Here is a 17,507-nt window from a genome sequence, read left to right as displayed (position 1 = left end):
TAAGCTTATTTAGCTGATAAATAGTTCACCATTCTTGAGAACAATTTCCTGCACCTGAGCGTATTTTTTGAGTGCTTTGAGCTCCTCTGGGTGGCTGATAAGGGTAATAACCGAGCCAGCCTTGCCCATGCGCCCCGTGCGTCCAGAGCGGTGGGTATAGCTTTCCACATCGCGAGGAACATCATAGTTGACGACGCACTCCAGTGAGTCAATATCAATTCCTCGAGCCACCAGATCCGTTGCCAGAAGCAGGGTGATGTCGTGGTTTTTGAATTTTTCTAGAATGACCTTGCGGAATTTGACATTGACATCGCTAGCCAGAGATACCGCATTGGCTTCCCGATACTGCAATTTTTCTTCGGCGCTACCGAGATCAGAAAGCGAGTTGAAGAAGATCAGCCCACGAAAATCAAAAACGTTAGACAGCTTGCGCAGAAATTCCACCTTGTCGCGCTTGGCAACCTGCACATAGTAATGTTGGATATTGTCCAATTTTTGGTCGGAAATTTCGATAACAGTCGTATTTTCTGCTAGTTTTTGCCGGTCGACCTTGGCGGTGGCACTCATATAAATGAGCTGGTGGTCGCGCGGCGCGTAGTGAGTGATTTTATCAACGAAATGGTACTGTGAGTCGCTCAAAAGCTGGTCAAATTCGTCTAAAACAATGGTGTCAACATTCATCATCTTGATTTTTTTCAGCTTGACCAGCTCAAAGATCCGCCCCGGTGTTCCAATGAGGATTTCAGGTCCTTTTTTCAAGCGTTCGATTTGCCGTTTTTGGCTGGAGCCTGAAAGGAAGAGTTGACTGGTGAGACCCAGTAGCTCCGCCCAGGTCTTGCAGACCTCGAAAATCTGCCCGGCCAGTTCCGTATTGGGAGCCAAAATCAGCAGTTGCTGCGATTTTTTAGGGGTCAATCTTAATAGGCTTGGCAAGAGATAAGCAAGAGTTTTTCCTGTCCCTGTCGGGCTGATACCAAGGACGGATTGCCCTGCGGAAATAGGCTCAAAGAGCTGCTCTTGAATGGCAGTCAAATTCTCAAAACCCAGTCTTGTCAGTTGCTCCTGCCAGCTTGTCGGAAGTTTAGTCTTCATCATCCACCTCAAATCTAATCCCTGCGTCCTGCCGCATGGTAAAGAGGGTCTCATGCACAGCCCTGGCCGCAGCCAGCCAGTCTTGATAGACCGCCTCCTTGCCGCTTTCCACCACATTCGCAAAAGCCAGCGCCTCCTCTAACATCTGGTGCTCCGCTTTTTGCAGAGGCACTTCCTCTTTTTCTCCTTTTAGGTTTTGGAAAATAGCAGAGCTGACCCACTCGATAGAAGGCAGTATCAGGGTTCCGTCTGTTGTGTAGATTTCAGATGGCAAAAAACTGTTGATGTTTTTCCCAGTTTGCAGATTGACCTGAAAATCTGGATAAATGAGCTGTCCCGCGCCATTTAGGTCAATCGTATTCGCTAGCTGCTCTGCCTTGTAAAAAGCCTTCTGAGGCGCTCCAAAGAGGCGGATAGCCGCATAAATCGGATAGATGCCCAAGTCCATGAGCGCTCCGCCGGAAAACTTAGCTGAAAAGACATTAGGCTCTTGCCCAGCCAGCAAGGCCTCCATTTTCGAAGAATATTTGGCGTAGGTAAAATTGGCACCAAGGACGGTCTTGTCCTTCAAAAAGGCTGCAAGGGTCGCAAAAGCGGCTTCGTGGTAATTGCGTGCTGCCTCAAAAAGATAGACTTGGTGCTCCTGTGCCAATTTGACTAATTCCTGCCATTCCTCAGGGCGAGAAACGGCTGGCTTTTCGATGATGACATGCTTGCGTGCCATTATCGCTACCTTAGCTTGATTGAAATGCAGCGAATTGGGGCTAGCAATGTAGACGATGTCAATATCACTAGAGAGAAATTCAACCATTTCCGTGTAAATTGCGACCTTGTCATAACTTTGAGCGAAGCGCTCCACGCTGGTCAGCGTACGGGAATAGACCGCCTGTAAGCTATATTTTTGGCTGAGCTTCGCCGCCTTGATGAACTCATGCGAAATAAAGCCCGTTCCGATAATTCCTAATCTTAGCATAGTATCCTCATTTCTAATTTGTCAGATGAAGGACAAAATTTCATTTTAATCCTTTTTGCCTCTTTCATTATATCATGATTTAGGGTAAAATAGGTAAGACAACAAATAATGGAGTGAACGATGCAAAATAGACCGATTATTATTGGAGTGACAGGTGGTTCTGGTGGTGGCAAGACCAGTGTTTCACGGGCAATTTTGTCCAATTTTCCCAATGAAAAGATTGCCATGATTGAGCACGATTCTTACTATAAAGACCAGTCGCACTTGACCTTTGAGGAGCGGATTCAGACCAATTATGACCACCCTTTTGCCTTTGACACAGACCTGATGATTGAGCAAATCCAGGAACTTTTGGCGGGGCGCCCTGTGGATATTCCGACTTATGACTATACGGCGCATACGCGCAGCAACAAAACCTATCGGCAGGAGCCGCAGGACGTTTTTATCGTTGAGGGGATTTTGGTCTTGGAAGATAAGCGCTTGCGCGATTTAATGGACATCAAGATTTTTGTTGATACGGATGATGATGTGCGGATTATTCGGCGGATTAAGCGGGATATGGAAGAGCGTGGGCGGAGCCTAGATAGCGTGATTGAGCAGTATCTGGGTGTGGTTAAGCCCATGTATCATCAGTTTATCGAGCCAACCAAGCGTTATGCGGATGTCATCATTCCAGAAGGGGTCAGCAACAAAGTAGCGATTGATTTGATTACAACGAAGATCGAAAAAATACTGAAAGAGGCAAGAGAATAGAAGAAAGGAAGTCTGGTGTGGTGCTGGACTTTTTAGGTAACAAATGAAGTCTATAGTAAAAAGAGAATTTCACTCTCGCTCGAAATTTTTTGCCTGCCTCTTGACCTTTTGTGCGGGTTTTATTGATGCTTACACCTTTATTGAACGCGGTGGCACTTTAGTTGCTGGGCAGACGGGAAATGTTGTCTTTTTGTCAGTTGAGCTCATTCACCGTAGTACAGGAGAAATTGAGGTGAAGCTGGCGACCATGTTGGCTTTTATGTTAGGGATTTTTCTGATTACCATCTTTAAAAGCTTTTTTGAGCAATCCATCTGGCGTGTTGCTAGCATCGTACCGCTGATGCTTGCTTGCGCAGTGACTGGCTGTCTTCCTAGCACAGTGCCCAATATATTCATTGTGCCTCCGATCGCTTTTTGCATGGGAGTTGTAGCAACGGCTTTTGGCGAAGTAGATGGTATTGTTTACAATAATTCTTTTATGACGGGAAATATTAAGAAAACCATGATGGCATTTGGTAATTATGTTCGTATGAAAGAGAAAAAATATTTCCAAGAAGGCTTATTTTTTGTGGCTTTATTGACTAGTTTTATTATAGGAGCCATTGTGTCGACTTATCTGATCCAATTTTATATTTTAAAAACGATTTGGATTGTTGCAGTCATTCTTTTTGCTTTTATCGTCTTTAGAATTAGCCAGTATGTGGGCTTTAAAAAAGCTATGAGTTTGAAAAAAGAAAAATAAGACGAAATTTTCAGAAAAATTTGATTTTTTGTTGACATTTATTTTTTACTGTGATAGAATACTAAGCAATAAACATCGAAGGAGAAATAGCCAAACATGTCTACAATGAAGTTTTACCAATTTAACTTGTTGTTGATTTACTCGGACTAATGCAGAAGCATTAGTCCTGTTTGGCTTACCAAGCGGGAGTAATCAAAACATCTCGCTGGTTCGCGAGATGTTTTTTATTTTACCAACTTGCAGAAAAGGAGTTCATTCATGCGTAAAGTTGAATTTTTAGATACCAGCCTTCGGGACGGTGAGCAGACGCCGGGAGTTAATTTTTCGGTCAGAGAAAAGGTCGCCATAGCAAAGCAACTAGAGAAATGGGGAATTTCCGCTATAGAGGCAGGTTTTCCTGCTGCTAGTCCAGATTCTTTTGCGGCGGTAGAAGCTATTGCTAAGTCAATGGAGCGGGCTTCGGTGACAGGATTAGCGCGCTCGGTCAAATCAGACATTGACGCTTGCTATGAGGCGCTCAAGGAAGCGAAATTTCCTCAAATTCACGTTTTTATCGCAACCAGCCCCATTCACCGAGAGTACAAGCTGAAAAAGTCCAAGGAAGAAATTCTGGCAGCCATTAAAGAGCATGTGTCTTACGCACGTTCTAAGTTTGACATTGTGGAATTTTCTCCGGAAGATGCGACACGTACAGAGTTGGATTTTCTTCTGGAGGTCGTCCAGACGGCGGTGGACGCAGGAGCTAGCTACATCAATATCCCTGATACGGTCGGCTTTACTACGCCAGAAGCCTTTGGTCAGATTTTCAAGTACTTGATTGACCATGTCAAGACCGACCGCGAGATTATCTACAGCCCGCATTGCCATGATGACCTTGGTATGGCGGTGGCAAATAGCTTAGCGGCTGTTAAAAATGGAGCTGGGCGCGTGGAAGGCACGATTAACGGTATCGGTGAGCGGGCGGGAAATGCGGCCTTGGAAGAAGTAGCTGTCGCGCTCAACATTCGCTCGGATTATTACCAAGTGGAGACAGACCTCAACTTAGCAGAAACCATGAACACTTCTGAACTCATTTCGCGTTTTTCAGGGATTGCTGTTCCCAAAAATAAAGCTGTGGTCGGAGGCAATGCCTTCTCTCACGAATCGGGCATTCACCAAGACGGCGTGCTAAAAAATCCATTGACCTATGAAATCATCACGCCAGAATTGGTCGGGGTCAAAAGCAACTCCTTACCGCTGGGCAAGCTATCTGGTCGCCATGCCTTTGTCGAAAAGCTCAAAGATTTGGCGCTGGACTTTGAAGAAAGTGAACTGGCTCAACTCTTTGCTCGCTTCAAGGCCTTGGCGGATAAGAAAGAGCAGGTTACTGACGCCGATATTCGTGCCTTGGTCGCAGGAGTGGTCATCGAAAATCCAGAAGGTTTCCACTTTGACGACTTACTCTTGGTGACCAATGAAGACAAGACCATTACTGCCAGTGTGCGGCTGGTCAATGAGAGCGGTGAGACGGTCGAATGCGTGGCGGAAGGACAAGGAAGTGTTGAGGCGATTTTCAATGCCATTGACCAATTTTTCCAGCAGCAGGTCAAATTGCTGTCCTACAATATTGAGGCGGTGACGGACGGTATCGACTCGCAAGCGCGGGTTCTGGTTGCCGTTGAAAATGTGGATACGGACACGATTTTCAACGCTTCTGGTCTGGACTTTGACGTTTTGAAAGCTAGCGCCATTGCCTATATTCACGCCAATGCCTTTGTCCAAAAGGAAAATGACGGCCAAATCGGGCGGGGCTTGTCTTATCGCGACCTCCCAAGCAATGATTAGAAAGAGACAAAGATGACGAAAAAAATTGTAGCGCTGGCAGGCGACGGTATCGGTCCTGAGATTATGGCTGCGGGCTTGCAGGTTCTAGCTGCGGTGGCAGAGAAAGTGGCTTTTGACTATCAAGTAGAGGCTTTGCCCTTTGGTGGTGCAGGAATTGACGCTTGCGGGCATCCTTTGCCAGAAGCAACTTTGGCAGCAGCTCAGCAGGCGGATGCTATTTTGCTAGCAGCGATTGGGGCACCTCAGTATGACGAGGCGCCTGTGCGTCCAGAAGTGGGGCTTCTGGCTTTGCGGCGGGAGCTCGGGCTCTTTGCCAATATTCGCCCGGTCAAAATTTTTGATGCGCTCAAGCATTTGTCGCCCTTAAAGGCAGAGCGGATTGCGGGTGTGGACTTTGTCGTTGTGCGCGAGCTGACTGGCGGGATTTATTTCGGTCAGCATCTCTTGGAAAACAATGCTGCGCGGGACATCAACGACTACAGCTACCGAGAAATTGAGCGGATTGTGCGGCAGGCTTTTGAGCTGGCGCGGACTCGGCGGAAGCGCGTGACCAGCATTGACAAGCAAAATGTGCTGGCGACGTCCAAACTCTGGCGGCGCGTGGCAGAAGAAGTCGCGCAGGATTACCCCGATGTGACCTTGGAGCACCAGTTGGTGGACAGCGCAGCCATGCTCATGATTACCAATCCAGCCAAATTTGATGTCTTGGTGACGGAAAATCTCTTCGGCGATATTTTGTCCGATGAAGCCAGCGTTCTCTCGGGCACCTTGGGGGTCATGCCTTCGGCTAGCCATTCGGGAAATGGACCTAGTCTCTACGAGCCCATTCACGGCTCGGCACCTGATATTGCAGGTCAAGGTCTGGCAAATCCAGTCAGCATGATTTTATCCATTGCCATGATGTTGCGCGACAGCTTTGCGGAATATCAAGCCGCTGAAAGCATAGAGCGAGCAGTTGCCGCAACCTTTGCCCAAGGGATTTTAACCAGAGACTTGGGCGGCACAGCCAGCACGACAGAAATGACGGAGGCAGTTATAAGCAATTTATGAAATGGATATGGATTGGACTAGTCTTGGTCTGGAATGTCATGGTTTTTGCCCTCTATGGGTTGGACAAGCAAAGAGCGAGGCGAAAGAAGTACCGGATTTCAGAGCGGACTTTGCTCCTCAGTGCCCTGTGTGGTGCAGGTTTAGCAGCCTTGTTAGCCGGGAAATATTTTCATCACAAAACGAGAAAATGGTACTTTTGGTGCACCTGGCTACTTGGCATGGTGCTTGAGCTAGCACTTATTTATTACATTTGGAGAAGCTAAGATGAGTGGAAAATCGATTTTTGATAAATTATGGGAGCGCCATGTGGTTTATGGCAAGGAAGGCGAGCCCCAGCTGATGTATGTAGACCAGCATTATATTCACGAAGTAACCAGTCCTCAGGCTTTCCAAGGCTTGCGCGATGCGGGACGCAAGGTTAGGCGACCCGATTTGACCTACGGAACCTTTGACCACAATGTCCCTACGGTCAATATTTACGACATTCGCGATGTGATTTCCAAGGCTCAGATTGACAAGCTGTCGGACAATGTTAAGGAATTTGGCATTGAGCATGCCGCTCACGGCTCCGAGTTACAGGGCATTGTCCATATGGTCGGGCCGGAAACGGGCAAGACCCAGCCGGGCAAATTTATCGTTTGCGGCGACAGCCACACAGCGACCCACGGCGCTTTTGGAGCCATTGCTTTTGGGATTGGGACCAGTGAGGTGGAGCACGTCTTTGCCACCCAGACGATTTGGCAGGTCAAGCCCAAGAAAATGCTGGTTGAGTTTGTAGGAGCGCCGCCCAAGGGTGTTTATTCCAAGGACTTTATTCTTGCCTTGATTGCTCGCTATGGTGTTGGAGCTGGGGTCGGCTATGTAGTTGAATACCGAGGGGATGCGATTAGCCACTTGACCATGGAAGAGCGCATGACCATTTGCAATATGTCGATTGAGTTCGGCTCAAAAATGGGCATCATGAACCCTGACCAAAAGACGTTTGACTATGTTCGTGGTCGGGAAAATGCACCGCGTGATTTTGAAGCGGCAGTTGCCGACTGGAAGACCTTGGTTAGTGATGAGGACGCTGTCTATGATAAGGTCATCCGCATCGATGTCAGCGAGTTAGCACCTATGGTGACTTGGGGAACCAACCCTTCTATGGGAGTCGAGTTTAATGACGCCTTCCCAGAAATTCGCGATATGAATGATGAGCGTGCCTACCGCTACATGGATATGGAGCCGGGGCAAAAGCCAGAAGATATTGACCTAGGATATATTTTCATAGGTTCTTGCACCAACGCTCGCCTCAGCGATTTGCAGCTGGCAGCGCGATTTGTCAAGGGCAAACACATTGCGCCCAATCTGACAGCTATCGTTGTGCCGGGCTCGCGCCCTGTTAAGCGAGCCGCTGAACGTATGGGGCTGGACAAGATTTTCATGGACGCAGGTTTTGAGTGGCGCGACCCTGGCTGCTCCATGTGCCTGGGAATGAACCCTGACAAGGTGCCTGACGGCGTGCATTGCGCGTCAACCAGCAATCGGAATTTTGAAGACCGCCAGGGCTTCGGTGCCAAAACGCACCTCTGTAGCCCCGCCATGGCAGCCGCAGCCGCCATTGCAGGACGTTTCGTGGACGTGCGCCAGATGCCTGAAGCACAGTAGAGGGCAGCCTATGGAAAAATTCACGATTTACACGGGAACGACCGTCCCCCTCATGAACGACAATATTGACACCGACCAGATTTTGCCCAAGCAGTTTCTCAAGCTGATTGACAAGAAGGGCTTTGGCAAGTACCTCATGTACGCTTGGCGCTATGTGGACAACCGCTACACGGAAAATCCAGATTTTATCTTCAACCAAGCACCGTACCGAAAAGCAACCATTCTCATCACGGGTGATAATTTTGGAGCAGGTTCTTCGCGGGAACACGCGGCTTGGGCGCTAGCAGACTACGGCTTCAAGGTCGTCATTGCAGGCTCTTTTGGAGATATTCATTACAATAACGAGCTGAACAACGGCATGCTGCCGATTGTTCAACCGCTGGACGTGCGGCAAAAATTAGCCAAACTAGTACCTACTGACCAGCTAACCGTTGACTTGGAGCAGCAAAAAATTTTTTCGCCAGTCGGAGAATTTTCTTTCGATATTGACGGCGAATGGAAGCACAAGCTCCTCAACGGTTTAGACGATATTGGCATCACGCTTCAATATGAAGACTTAATTACAGAATACGAAAAACATCGCCCTGCCTATTGGCAAGAGGAAAAATAAGAATTTTAGAAAAGGAAACCTATCATGACAAAACACATTCAATGGAACCGCCAACTCTCACAAGAAGGATTAGAAATTCTTCAAGGTCAAGGGGGCTGTATCGTCTGCCCGACTAAGGTCGGCTACATTATCATGACTAGCGACCGTGCTGGGCTTGAACGGAAATTTGAAGCCAAATCACGCAATCGCAACAAGCCGGGTGTTGTGCTCTGCGGTAGCATGGACGAGCTGCGCGCTCTGGCTCAATTAACGCCAGAAATCGAAGCCTTTTACCAAAAGCACTGGGATGAGGATATCTTGCTGGGCTGCATTCTGCCTTGGAAGTCTGAGGCTATGGACAAGCTCAAGGCCTACGGTGACGGGCGTGAGGAGCTGATGACTGATGTGCGTGGTACGAGCTGTTTTGTTATCAAGTTTGGTCTGGCTGGCGAGCAGCTGGCGGCTAAGCTCTGGGAAGAAGGCAAAATGGTTTACGCTTCCTCAGCCAATCCGTCAGGAAAAGGAAACCGCGGGAAGGTTGAAGGAATTGGCGAACGCATTGAAAATGCTGTGGATTTGGTGCTTGAAGCCGATGACTATGTAGCCTCTATCCAGCCTGACAAGACGATTGAAACCCGCTATGAGCAAGGGGTTATGGTTTCTATGGTGGACAAGGACGGCAAGCTCATTCCCGAGCAAGAAGGACAGCGTTCCATTAGCCCATGCCCAGTGGTTATCCGTAAAGGCTTGGACATCGACAAAATCATGATGCACCTGTCGGATACCTTCAACTCTTGGGACTACCGCCAAGGAGAATATTATTAAAGATACGAGGGCGTATAAAAAGCGACAGAATTTTAGGAAACTTGACGACGGTTCCATGAACCTAGGAAAGTTTATCTAAATTCCGAGCTTTTAGCCCGAGTTCAGTTATAAGATACAAAGCCGTTAGCAGAGACATCTGCGACTAGTAGCTAAAGCTACTGTCTCAGAACGAAAAGCACGAGGTGCCTTTTCTAGTCTCTACACTAATTTCAAAATCAAAAATTATCGTTTTGATTTTGAAATGTCGGAAAACGAGAGTACTGCCCGAGCTTTCCTCGCTGAAGCCCGAATTCAATTCCAAAACACCAAAGGTATTAGCAGACAAGAGGTTGGAGAATTCCAGCCTCTTTTTCTCAGAAAGTTTTTTTCGATTTTGTTATAATAAGAGGAAATAGGAGGTGGCTGTGGCATCAAGTAAGAAATATTTAGAGTTTGTTTTGGAGCAGTTGGCAGATTTAGAGGAGATTAGCTATCGCGCGATGATGAGCGAGTACATTCTGTATTATAAAGGGCGGATTTTGGGCGGTATTTATGACAATCGCCTTCCCAACCTTGATTTTCAAAAATATCCTTTTGAATGGAAATTTTCAAAAATTTCCGTTATAATGGATATTAAGAGGTGAGAACATGAACTATATTGCTTTGATTGGAGATATTATTGACTCCAAAAAAATTGCTGACCGAGGGCAAGCCCAGCAAAAATTGTTGGCGCTCATGAAGGAACTGAATCAAAAATACCAGCAATGGCTGGTGTCGCCTTTTACGGTAACGACAGGCGATGAGTTTCAAGCGCTTTTAAAGCCCAATACTCAGCTTTTTCAAATGATTGATGACTTGGTGCTGGCTTTTGCCCCTCACCAAATTCGTTTTGGAATTGGGCTTGGCAAGATGCTGACCGATATCAATCCCAAGCAAAGTATCGGCTCGGACGGCCCAGCTTACTGGCGGGCGCGTGAGGCTATCAATCGCATTCACGCTAAGAACGACTACGGCAGCAATCATCTGGCTGTTAGTCTGGAAAATGAGGAAAGCAGCCAGCTTATCAACAGTATCTTGGCAGCGTGCTCATTTATAAAAGGAAAATGGACCCCGTCTCAGCTTGAGATTTTACAGTGCTTGCTAGCACAAGGGATTTACGACGAAGGTTTTTCCAATAAAAAAATAGCAGAGCTGCTCGGCGTCAGTCCCAGCGCTCTCAATAAGCGAATCAAGGCTAGCGGGCTGAAAATTTATCTGCGAAATAAGCGCCAGGCTATGGATTTGATTTTGAAAGAAGCGGAAAGAGAGGATGACCATGTTAGCTAATTTTTGGGGATTTTCGGAATTTTATTTGCACAATCCTATTTTATTATTGGTGATTTTAGCGCATATTTTAGCAGATTTTCAGTTGCAGAGCCAAAAAATGGCTGACTTGAAAGCATGCCGCTTGCCCTTCTTGCTCTTGCATTTAGGGGTTGTTTTGCTGCCCTTGCTCGTCTTGAGTCTCCTTTTTCCAGCGAATATCTTTTATTTCTTGCTGGTCTGGCTCAGCCATGCAGTCATTGATTTCCTTAAATTTAGAAGCAACGCTTTTATTCAAAGGAAAAACTTGGAAAAATATGCTTTCGTCCTTGACCAACTCTTGCATTTGGCAGCGATTTTTGCTTTTTATTTCCTTTTTGCGCAAAAGACGGCCCCGGTTTGGCTAAAGGAGGCGGCAAGTGTGGTGCAGGCTTTGGTGCTTTTTGCCGCTATCGGCAAGCCGGTCAATATTTTGTTCAAACTATTTTTTAGCAAGTACCAAAGCAGGGAGGACAATCAGGATACGATTGCGGGCGCGGGTGCTATGATTGGATGCTTGGAGCGCTTGATTATGGGTTTGTCCTTGATTTTGGGGCAATACGCTTCTATCGGGCTGGTCTTTACTGCCAAGTCCATTGCCCGCTACAATAAGATTTCTGAAAGCCAGTCTTTCGCCGAATACTATCTAATTGGCTCGCTTTTCAGTGTCATCAGTGTCTTGGTTTGCTACGGTTTGCTTTATTTTTAAAGGATTTCTGATATGTCACCGTTAGGAGGAAGCTATGGCAAAAGCATTGGAAGAGATGACTTTGGAGGAATTGTGGCAGCTGTTTCCGATTTTTTTGGAGCCGCATGATGACAAATGGTTGGACTGGTATGAGAAAGAAAAGGTGCGACTTTTGTCGATTTTTAGGCCTGAACAAGTGAGTCGTATCAGCCACATCGGTAGCACTTCAATAGCTACTATCTGGGCAAAGCCCATTGTCGATATTCTTTTGGAAATTCCTCAAAAAGTCAAGATGTCGGAAATAAAAAGGCTTCTGCTGCAAAATGGCTACTTGCTCATGTCAGAAAGTGAGAAGCGGCTGTCTTTTAATAAAGGTTACACACCAGCTGGCTTTGCGGACAAGGTTTTTCATCTTCATGTCCGTTATGCTGGCGACCATGATGAGCTCTATTTTCGGGATTATCTAAAGGAGCACACTGTGGTTGCTAAGGAGTATGAGCAGCTCAAGCTAGCCCTTTGGAAGCAATACGAGCACAATCGCGATGCCTATACGGAGGCTAAGGGGGATTTTATCAAAACCTACACCCAAAAAGCCAAGGAAGTTTACAAAGATAAATATGAAAGCGAGGTCTAATATGTCCAGTCAAAATCAGAAAAGAACTGCTTTTTTGGCGCCAGATGATTATAAAGATTTGCTGGCGCGCATTCCTGCTGGCAAGGTTGCGACCCTAGCTAGTTTGCGAGAATACATGACCGCTGAGCGCGGTATTCATTTTACCAATCCTTTTGAAACGGGCGTCGGCGTTCTTGTTCTGGCTTGGAAGGACGACGATTTGCCCTATTGGCGTGTCCTTAAAGCGGGCGGCGAGCTCAACGGCAAATATCCCGGCGGTCTGTCCGCTCAAAAGGAGAAATTGGAAAGTGAGGGACTGCCTGTCATTGCCAAAGGACAGCGCCTTTTCGTCAAAGACTATGAAGAGTATTTGGTGGATTTTTCAGATAGCGGAAAGTAGAGGTCACTATGCTTCCTATTTTGCTTATAGCAATTTCTTTTTTGCTTTTCATTTATTATCTGATTCAGCAATCCAAGCACCCTCAGGGGATTGTGGGGCGTTTGATGATGAAAATTTGGAATAGAGCTTATTTGCCCATGGTTGACTGGGCTTTGTCTTTTATTCTTCGGCAGGACTTTTCAAAAATTTTAGATATTGGCGTGGGGAATGGTCGCTCGACGCTGCGGCTCAAGCAGCTTTTTCCGAGCAGCCAAATCTATGGTCTAGATATTTCTGAGACTGCCATAGCCGAAGCTAGAAAGTTAAGCAAGACTATAAATTTTGAGGTGAAAGATGTCGCCAATACTGGCTATGAAAGCGAGAGTTTTGACCTCATTTGTGCCTTTCAAACGCATTTTCATTGGACGGATTTGACCAAAGCTCTGCTAGAAATCAAGCGTATCTTGCAGCCTGACGGGCAGCTGATATTAGCCTGCGAATGGAGCAAAATTAGCTACTATCTAGCGGAATTCAAGGATTTGTCAAACTTCAAAAATTATTTGAATGAATTAGGTCTACAAGTTTTACGATTTGAAAAAAATCCAACTTGGGTCTATTACCAGATTGGAAAAATAAAAGAGTAATCTTGCCACGAATTTTAACAAAAGAAGTAGAAAAAGTATGGGAAACTTGCTTGTAAGTCCATACTTTTTTGTTATACTGTAAGTAGCGATTAGTCAGAAAGGAAGAAATCATGCTTGGAGAAAACATTGCCGCATTAAGGAAGAAGCAGGGAATGTCGCAGGAAAAATTAGCTGAAGAACTTGGTGTCTCAAGACAAACTATTGCTAAGTGGGAGGTAGGTAATAGTGTGCCTGACCTTGTGCTTGCTGCTAAGCTCGCTACTTTTTTTGACATTAGTCTTGAAGATTTGATGAATCTAGAAGTGGATTATCTGACACCTGACTTACCGAGAGGCGAGTATATTTTTGGAAGGGTGCAGGTCAATGATAAGGGGCAGATTACTCTGCCTGCCCGTGCTAGAAAGATATTTCATATTAAGGCGGGGAGTGAGCTACTTTTACTGGGGGACATCAATCAAGGACTGGCACTTATGGATACTCGTTTTTTCCTAGAAGGCTTTAAGGCTGTTGTGGAGAATGAAGAAAATGAAAGTTAATCGGAGAATGATGATTTTTTTACTGATTTTTATTGTATTGATTATGGTTTTTTTGCCTTTGTGCATGGAAATATGACCTATGACCGAAAGGCTTTGTGGCTAATTCGGGCTACTCATATGGCTGAAAAACAGTTTAAGTTAGAAGATGGGTCTGTTATCAATTATGGCGAAGGATCAGATAATGGTCCTGCCTTACTCTTAATCCATGGTCAGGAAGTATCGTGGCAGGATTATGCTAAGGTTTTGGGGGATTTGAGCAAGAAATATCATGTTTTTGCGGTTGATTGCTATGGGCATGGCAAGTCTAGTAAAAATCCCGCTAAGTATTCGGCGGTAGCAAATGGACAAGACTTTATCCTCTTTATTAAGCGGGTCATCAAACAACCGGTTTTACTTTCTGGGCATTCTTCGGGTGGACTTCTGGCGACTTGGATAGCAGCGAATGAGCCCGACTTGGTTAAGGGACTGTTGATTGAAGACGCACCTTTCTTTTCGACTGAATCAGGGCGTGCCCAGTCGACCTTTGCTTGGTTGGGTTTCAAGGACATGCACGATTTTTTGACAAGTGGTCAGAAAAACTACACGCGTTATTTTTTAGACCATACCTACTTGGAACAGGCTTTTGGGAAAGAGAATTTCTACAAAATTGTCAAGAAACCTGCGCTTAATTATCTGAAAAAATATCCTAATAAAATCCCACGTATCTGGTATTATCCCCCTTTCTTAGGAGTGAATACCATTTATGACTTAACAGCCAATTTGCAGGACGGAACGGGCGATTATGATTTGCGCTTTGGTGTGACTTTCTATGATTTTTCTTGGCTGCAAGATTTTAATCAAGAGGAAACTTTAAAGAAAGTGCAATGTCCGTCAATTTTGATGCATACGGCACATCCGCCACATCTCAAAGGTTATTATGACGATAAGGGAATTTTGCTCAGTGCTATGGATGGCAAGGATGCCAAGCGAGTGCACGAGTTGTTGAAAGATAATGTTTTTATGGATAATTTGAAAAGCCAGCATGATATTCATCAGGATTTGCCTGCTACTTTTGTCAAAGCGATAGATGATTTAGCCAAACGAAGCAAATAAAAATCACCCGAGTGGGTGATTTTTTGTTATAATAGAAACATGAAAAACTCAGAGAAAATTTCAACTTATCAATTAGTGCTAGCGCAACTTGAAGCTTTGCTTGAGGGCGAGGATAATGCTCTGGCTAATCTGGCAAACAGCTCCGCTCTTTTAAACCAGGCCCTTCCTCAGTCCGTTTTCACGGGTTTTTATCTTTATGACGGCAAAGAGCTGGTTTTGGGACCTTTTCAAGGTGGCGTGTCCTGTGTGCACATTGCGCTGGGCAAGGGCGTCTGCGGAGAGGCAGCAAGGAAGCAAGAGACAATCATTGTGCGCGATGTGACCAAGCATGACAACTATATTTCCTGCGATAGCGCTGCAAAAAGTGAGATTGTGGTGCCCATGCTAAAAAATGACAAGCTGCTGGGGGTGCTTGATTTGGATTCGTCTGTGGTGGCGGATTATGACCAGATTGACCAAGAATATCTGCAAAAATTTGTCGACCTTTTGGTGGAAAAAACGACTTGGAATTTTGAAATGTTTGGGGAGAAAGTCTAATGTATCAAGCTTTATATCGAAAATATCGTAGCCAGACCTTTGGGCAACTCGTCGGGCAGGAAGTTGTGGCGACAACGCTTCGTCAGGCGGTTGAGCAGGACAAGATTAGCCATGCTTATCTTTTTTCTGGGCCGCGCGGTACAGGGAAAACCAGCGTTGCCAAGATTTTTGCCAAGGCCATGAACTGTCCCAATCAAAAAAACGGCGAGCCTTGTAACGAGTGCTATATTTGTCAGGCGATTAAGGACGGAAGCCTTGAGGACGTCATCGAGATTGACGCGGCGTCAAACAACGGGGTGGATGAAATCCGCGAAATTCGCGACAAGTCAACCTACGCACCTAGCCTCGCCAAGCACAAGGTCTATATCATTGACGAGGTGCATATGCTTTCGACGGGCGCTTTCAACGCGCTTTTGAAGACCTTGGAAGAGCCGACCGAAGATGTTGTTTTCATTTTGGCGACGACAGAATTGCACAAAATTCCTGCGACTATTTTATCTCGTGTTCAGCGTTTTGAGTTCAAGGCGATTAAGACCAAGGCCATTGAGCAGCATCTTGCTAGTATTTTAGAGCAAGAAGGGATTGCTTTTGAGGCAGAAGCGCTAGCCATTATTGCTAGACGTGCCGAAGGTGGGATGCGGGATGCCTTGTCCATTCTCGACCAAGCGCTTAGCCTCAGTCAGGATGATGAGCTGACGACCGCCATTGCCGAGGAGATTACAGGCTCGATTAGTCTAGGTGCGCTGGATGCTTATGTGGCGGCTTTGATTGGCAATGATACAGCGCAGGCGCTGGAAAATCTGGATTTGATTTTTGATAGCGGAAAAAATATGGCACGCTTTGTCACCGACCTTCTGCAATATCTGCGGGATTTGCTCATCGTGCAGACGGGTGGGGAAAATACCCACCATAGCTCTATTTTTTTGGAAAATCTGGAGACGCCGCAGGCTCGTTTGTTTGCCATGATTGAGCAAGCAACGACCAGCCTTTCTGAAATTAAAAATAGCCTCCAGCCCAAGATTTATACCGAAATGATGACCATTCGCTTGGCGGAAAAAAGCGAGTCAAACCCAGCTCTCTCTGGGCAATTCGCTGAGGAATTAACCAGCTTGAAGGAAGAAATCCAAAGCCTTAAGCAGCAGCTAGCGCAAATCGAAACGAACGGCGTGGCAGCGCCCGCTAAGCCTGTGCAACGTAGCCAGAAGACCAGCAAGGGCTATAAGGTTGACCGCGCCAAGGTCAACAGCATCCTCCAGGAGGCTATGGAAAATCCAGACCTCGCTCGGGGCAATCTCATCAAGCTGCAAAATGCTTGGGGGGAAGTGATTGAGAGTCTAATTGGGGCGGATCGGGCTTTGCTGACAGGTTCTCAGCCTGTGGCGGCAAATGAGCACCATGCCATTTTGGCTTTTGAGTCTAGCTTTAACGCCGAGCAGACCATGAAAAGGGACAATCTCAACACCGTTTTTGGCAATATTCTCAGCAATGCAGCAGGCTTTTCGCCAGAAATCCTCGCCATTTCCATGAGTGACTGGACGCAAATCCGGGCAGAATTTTCCGCCAAAAGTCGTGGCAACCAGACCAAAAAGGAAGAGCCGGCAGAAGAAAGTCTTATTCCAGCAGGTTTTGACTTTTTAGCCGAAAAAATTACCATTCAAGAGGATTAACCTTAGATTTTTCCAGCATTTCGTGCTACAATAGAAGTATGAACAGACGACAATTTTTGACAATGGCGATTTTTACAGCCATAGAAACCTATTTTTTTAACGATGCAATGATAAGGGAAGACTACCTTTTTGCAGGTTTTTTTGCTTATCTCATTCTACGTAATTTCTATCTTGCTCATGTTGCGAGCAAAATTGCTAAAGTTATTGAAAAACAGATCAAGAAAAAATAAGGAATGGTGTTATTAAGATTATAGATAAAAATGAGCCTGGGACAATAGTCCCTTATCTCCAAAAAAAGCAACGGCAAATCCGTTGCTTTTTTGCATGGTTGCGATAGTCTTGGTAAAATAGAATTGCACAATAAACCATTTAGAAAGGCTATCCCATGCATATTCACTATAACACAAATCAAACAACTTTACCACTAGAAATCAGTTCTTTCTTGCCACAAGACCATCTCGTCTTTACGATTGAAAAAGTGGTGAATACTTTGGAGGATTGTCACTTCCACGCCTTCTATCATGCCTTTGGTCGCC

At 45.9% G+C, this 17,507-nt stretch carries 20 protein-coding genes and 1 pseudogene; 19 read left to right on the top strand and 2 right to left on the bottom strand.

The features are described from left to right. Window positions 1-9: 9 nt before the first annotated feature. Together A3I3_RS0101290 and A3I3_RS0101285 are read right to left on the bottom strand one after the other, a co-directional pair. Window positions 10-1,092 (bottom strand): DEAD/DEAH box helicase, encoded by a 1,083-nt coding sequence (locus tag A3I3_RS0101290; RefSeq protein ID WP_018370932.1) that lies wholly within the window; start codon window positions 1,090-1,092, stop codon window positions 10-12. Then, window positions 1,082-2,065: a Gfo/Idh/MocA family protein gene (locus tag A3I3_RS0101285; protein WP_018370931.1), complete on the bottom strand. Its 984-nt coding sequence runs from the start codon at window positions 2,063-2,065 to the stop codon at window positions 1,082-1,084. The genes A3I3_RS0101290 and A3I3_RS0101285 overlap by 11 nt, the downstream gene beginning before the upstream one ends. Before the next feature lie 120 nt (window positions 2,066-2,185). Here A3I3_RS0101285 and udk point away from each other — a divergent pair, with 120 nt between their 5' ends. The 19 genes and pseudogenes from udk to A3I3_RS0101185 all read left to right on the top strand — a co-directional run bounded on the left by udk (window position 2,186) and on the right by A3I3_RS0101185 (window position 17,201). Continuing rightward, a complete protein-coding gene (gene udk, locus A3I3_RS0101280; RefSeq protein WP_018370930.1) occupies window positions 2,186-2,818 on the top strand; it encodes a uridine kinase in 633 nt (210 codons plus the stop codon). A gap of 43 nt (window positions 2,819-2,861) precedes the next feature. Continuing rightward, a complete protein-coding gene (locus A3I3_RS0101275) occupies window positions 2,862-3,560 on the top strand; it encodes a YoaK family protein (protein ID WP_018370929.1) in 699 nt (232 codons plus the stop codon). A 258-nt stretch (window positions 3,561-3,818) separates the two neighbouring features. Beyond that, window positions 3,819-5,384 (top strand): 2-isopropylmalate synthase, encoded by a 1,566-nt coding sequence (locus A3I3_RS0101270; protein ID WP_018370928.1) that lies wholly within the window; start codon window positions 3,819-3,821, stop codon window positions 5,382-5,384. A gap of 12 nt (window positions 5,385-5,396) precedes the next feature. Further along, the gene (gene leuB, locus A3I3_RS0101265; RefSeq protein ID WP_018370927.1) at window positions 5,397-6,434 is read left to right on the top strand and encodes a 3-isopropylmalate dehydrogenase; all 1,038 of its coding nucleotides are present in this window, start codon (window positions 5,397-5,399) and stop codon (window positions 6,432-6,434) included. Then, the gene (locus tag A3I3_RS0101260; protein WP_018370926.1) at window positions 6,431-6,697 is read left to right on the top strand and encodes a DUF1294 domain-containing protein; all 267 of its coding nucleotides are present in this window, start codon (window positions 6,431-6,433) and stop codon (window positions 6,695-6,697) included. Before leuB ends, A3I3_RS0101260 begins: the two co-directional genes overlap by 4 nt. Before the next feature lies 1 nt (window position 6,698). Beyond that, complete coding sequence (gene leuC, locus A3I3_RS0101255) at window positions 6,699-8,081, top strand: 3-isopropylmalate dehydratase large subunit (protein WP_018370925.1); 1,383 nt, start codon at window positions 6,699-6,701, stop codon at window positions 8,079-8,081. Between the two features lie 10 nt (window positions 8,082-8,091). Next, a complete protein-coding gene (gene leuD, locus A3I3_RS0101250; protein WP_018370924.1) occupies window positions 8,092-8,691 on the top strand; it encodes a 3-isopropylmalate dehydratase small subunit in 600 nt (199 codons plus the stop codon). Between the two features lie 24 nt (window positions 8,692-8,715). Beyond that, entirely contained in the window at window positions 8,716-9,495 is a 780-nt protein-coding gene (locus tag A3I3_RS0101245; protein WP_018370923.1) for an L-threonylcarbamoyladenylate synthase, read from the top strand. A gap of 404 nt (window positions 9,496-9,899) precedes the next feature. Continuing rightward, window positions 9,900-10,040 (top strand): annotated as a pseudogene (locus A3I3_RS10770) (TfoX/Sxy family protein); the annotation flags it as partial. Between the two features lie 82 nt (window positions 10,041-10,122). Next, window positions 10,123-10,800, top strand: a complete 678-nt coding sequence (locus A3I3_RS0101235; RefSeq protein ID WP_018370921.1) for a SatD family protein — start codon at window positions 10,123-10,125, stop codon at window positions 10,798-10,800. Further along, window positions 10,790-11,524: a DUF3307 domain-containing protein gene (locus A3I3_RS0101230; RefSeq protein ID WP_018370920.1), complete on the top strand. Its 735-nt coding sequence runs from the start codon at window positions 10,790-10,792 to the stop codon at window positions 11,522-11,524. Before A3I3_RS0101235 ends, A3I3_RS0101230 begins: the two co-directional genes overlap by 11 nt. Window positions 11,525-11,558: 34 nt before the next feature. Further along, on the top strand, window positions 11,559-12,137 hold the full coding sequence (locus tag A3I3_RS0101225; protein WP_018370919.1) for a GrpB family protein: 579 nt from the start codon (window positions 11,559-11,561) through the stop codon (window positions 12,135-12,137). Continuing rightward, on the top strand, window positions 12,121-12,516 hold the full coding sequence (locus A3I3_RS0101220; RefSeq protein WP_223873769.1) for an MGMT family protein: 396 nt from the start codon (window positions 12,121-12,123) through the stop codon (window positions 12,514-12,516). The genes A3I3_RS0101225 and A3I3_RS0101220 overlap by 17 nt, the downstream gene beginning before the upstream one ends. A gap of 8 nt (window positions 12,517-12,524) precedes the next feature. Continuing rightward, a complete protein-coding gene (locus A3I3_RS0101215; RefSeq protein ID WP_018370917.1) occupies window positions 12,525-13,139 on the top strand; it encodes a class I SAM-dependent methyltransferase in 615 nt (204 codons plus the stop codon). Window positions 13,140-13,249: 110 nt separating this feature from the next. Beyond that, entirely contained in the window at window positions 13,250-13,675 is a 426-nt protein-coding gene (locus tag A3I3_RS0101210; RefSeq protein WP_018370916.1) for a helix-turn-helix domain-containing protein, read from the top strand. Window positions 13,676-13,747: 72 nt separating this feature from the next. Continuing rightward, complete coding sequence (locus A3I3_RS0101200) at window positions 13,748-14,767, top strand: alpha/beta fold hydrolase (RefSeq protein WP_018370915.1); 1,020 nt, start codon at window positions 13,748-13,750, stop codon at window positions 14,765-14,767. Window positions 14,768-14,806: 39 nt separating this feature from the next. After that, window positions 14,807-15,304 carry a GAF domain-containing protein gene (locus A3I3_RS0101195; protein ID WP_018370914.1) on the top strand — a complete coding sequence of 166 codons (498 nt, stop codon included), beginning with the start codon at window positions 14,807-14,809 and terminating at the stop codon, window positions 15,302-15,304. Continuing rightward, window positions 15,304-16,971, top strand: a complete 1,668-nt coding sequence (gene dnaX, locus A3I3_RS0101190; protein ID WP_018370913.1) for a DNA polymerase III subunit gamma/tau — start codon at window positions 15,304-15,306, stop codon at window positions 16,969-16,971. The genes A3I3_RS0101195 and dnaX overlap by 1 nt, the downstream gene beginning before the upstream one ends. A gap of 38 nt (window positions 16,972-17,009) precedes the next feature. Next, the gene (locus tag A3I3_RS0101185) at window positions 17,010-17,201 is read left to right on the top strand and encodes a DUF3272 family protein (RefSeq protein WP_019231842.1); all 192 of its coding nucleotides are present in this window, start codon (window positions 17,010-17,012) and stop codon (window positions 17,199-17,201) included. The last annotated feature ends 306 nt before the right edge of the window (window positions 17,202-17,507 follow it).

It is taken from the genome of Streptococcus massiliensis DSM 18628, from assembly GCF_000380065.1.
Lineage (GTDB): Bacteria > Bacillota > Bacilli > Lactobacillales > Streptococcaceae > Streptococcus > Streptococcus massiliensis.
This window is presented reverse-complemented; position numbering and strand designations above follow the sequence as displayed.

Excerpts from the sequence above, each read along its gene's own strand:
- A3I3_RS0101290 (WP_018370932.1), bottom strand. The coding sequence starts at position 1,092 with ATGAAGACTAAACTTCCGACAAGCTGGCAGGAGCAACTGACAAGACTG.
- A3I3_RS0101285 (WP_018370931.1), bottom strand. The coding sequence starts at position 2,065 with ATGCTAAGATTAGGAATTATCGGAACGGGCTTTATTTCGCATGAGTTC.
- udk (WP_018370930.1), top strand. The coding sequence starts at position 2,186 with ATGCAAAATAGACCGATTATTATTGGAGTGACAGGTGGTTCTGGTGGT.
- A3I3_RS0101275 (WP_018370929.1), top strand. The coding sequence starts at position 2,862 with ATGAAGTCTATAGTAAAAAGAGAATTTCACTCTCGCTCGAAATTTTTT.
- A3I3_RS0101270 (WP_018370928.1), top strand. The coding sequence starts at position 3,819 with ATGCGTAAAGTTGAATTTTTAGATACCAGCCTTCGGGACGGTGAGCAG.
- leuB (WP_018370927.1), top strand. The coding sequence starts at position 5,397 with ATGACGAAAAAAATTGTAGCGCTGGCAGGCGACGGTATCGGTCCTGAG.
- A3I3_RS0101260 (WP_018370926.1), top strand. The coding sequence starts at position 6,431 with ATGAAATGGATATGGATTGGACTAGTCTTGGTCTGGAATGTCATGGTT.
- leuC (WP_018370925.1), top strand. The coding sequence starts at position 6,699 with ATGAGTGGAAAATCGATTTTTGATAAATTATGGGAGCGCCATGTGGTT.
- leuD (WP_018370924.1), top strand. The coding sequence starts at position 8,092 with ATGGAAAAATTCACGATTTACACGGGAACGACCGTCCCCCTCATGAAC.
- A3I3_RS0101245 (WP_018370923.1), top strand. The coding sequence starts at position 8,716 with ATGACAAAACACATTCAATGGAACCGCCAACTCTCACAAGAAGGATTA.
- A3I3_RS0101235 (WP_018370921.1), top strand. The coding sequence starts at position 10,123 with ATGAACTATATTGCTTTGATTGGAGATATTATTGACTCCAAAAAAATT.
- A3I3_RS0101230 (WP_018370920.1), top strand. The coding sequence starts at position 10,790 with ATGTTAGCTAATTTTTGGGGATTTTCGGAATTTTATTTGCACAATCCT.
- A3I3_RS0101225 (WP_018370919.1), top strand. The coding sequence starts at position 11,559 with ATGGCAAAAGCATTGGAAGAGATGACTTTGGAGGAATTGTGGCAGCTG.
- A3I3_RS0101220 (WP_223873769.1), top strand. The coding sequence starts at position 12,121 with ATGAAAGCGAGGTCTAATATGTCCAGTCAAAATCAGAAAAGAACTGCT.
- A3I3_RS0101215 (WP_018370917.1), top strand. The coding sequence starts at position 12,525 with ATGCTTCCTATTTTGCTTATAGCAATTTCTTTTTTGCTTTTCATTTAT.
- A3I3_RS0101210 (WP_018370916.1), top strand. The coding sequence starts at position 13,250 with ATGCTTGGAGAAAACATTGCCGCATTAAGGAAGAAGCAGGGAATGTCG.
- A3I3_RS0101200 (WP_018370915.1), top strand. The coding sequence starts at position 13,748 with ATGACCTATGACCGAAAGGCTTTGTGGCTAATTCGGGCTACTCATATG.
- A3I3_RS0101195 (WP_018370914.1), top strand. The coding sequence starts at position 14,807 with ATGAAAAACTCAGAGAAAATTTCAACTTATCAATTAGTGCTAGCGCAA.
- dnaX (WP_018370913.1), top strand. The coding sequence starts at position 15,304 with ATGTATCAAGCTTTATATCGAAAATATCGTAGCCAGACCTTTGGGCAA.
- A3I3_RS0101185 (WP_019231842.1), top strand. The coding sequence starts at position 17,010 with ATGAACAGACGACAATTTTTGACAATGGCGATTTTTACAGCCATAGAA.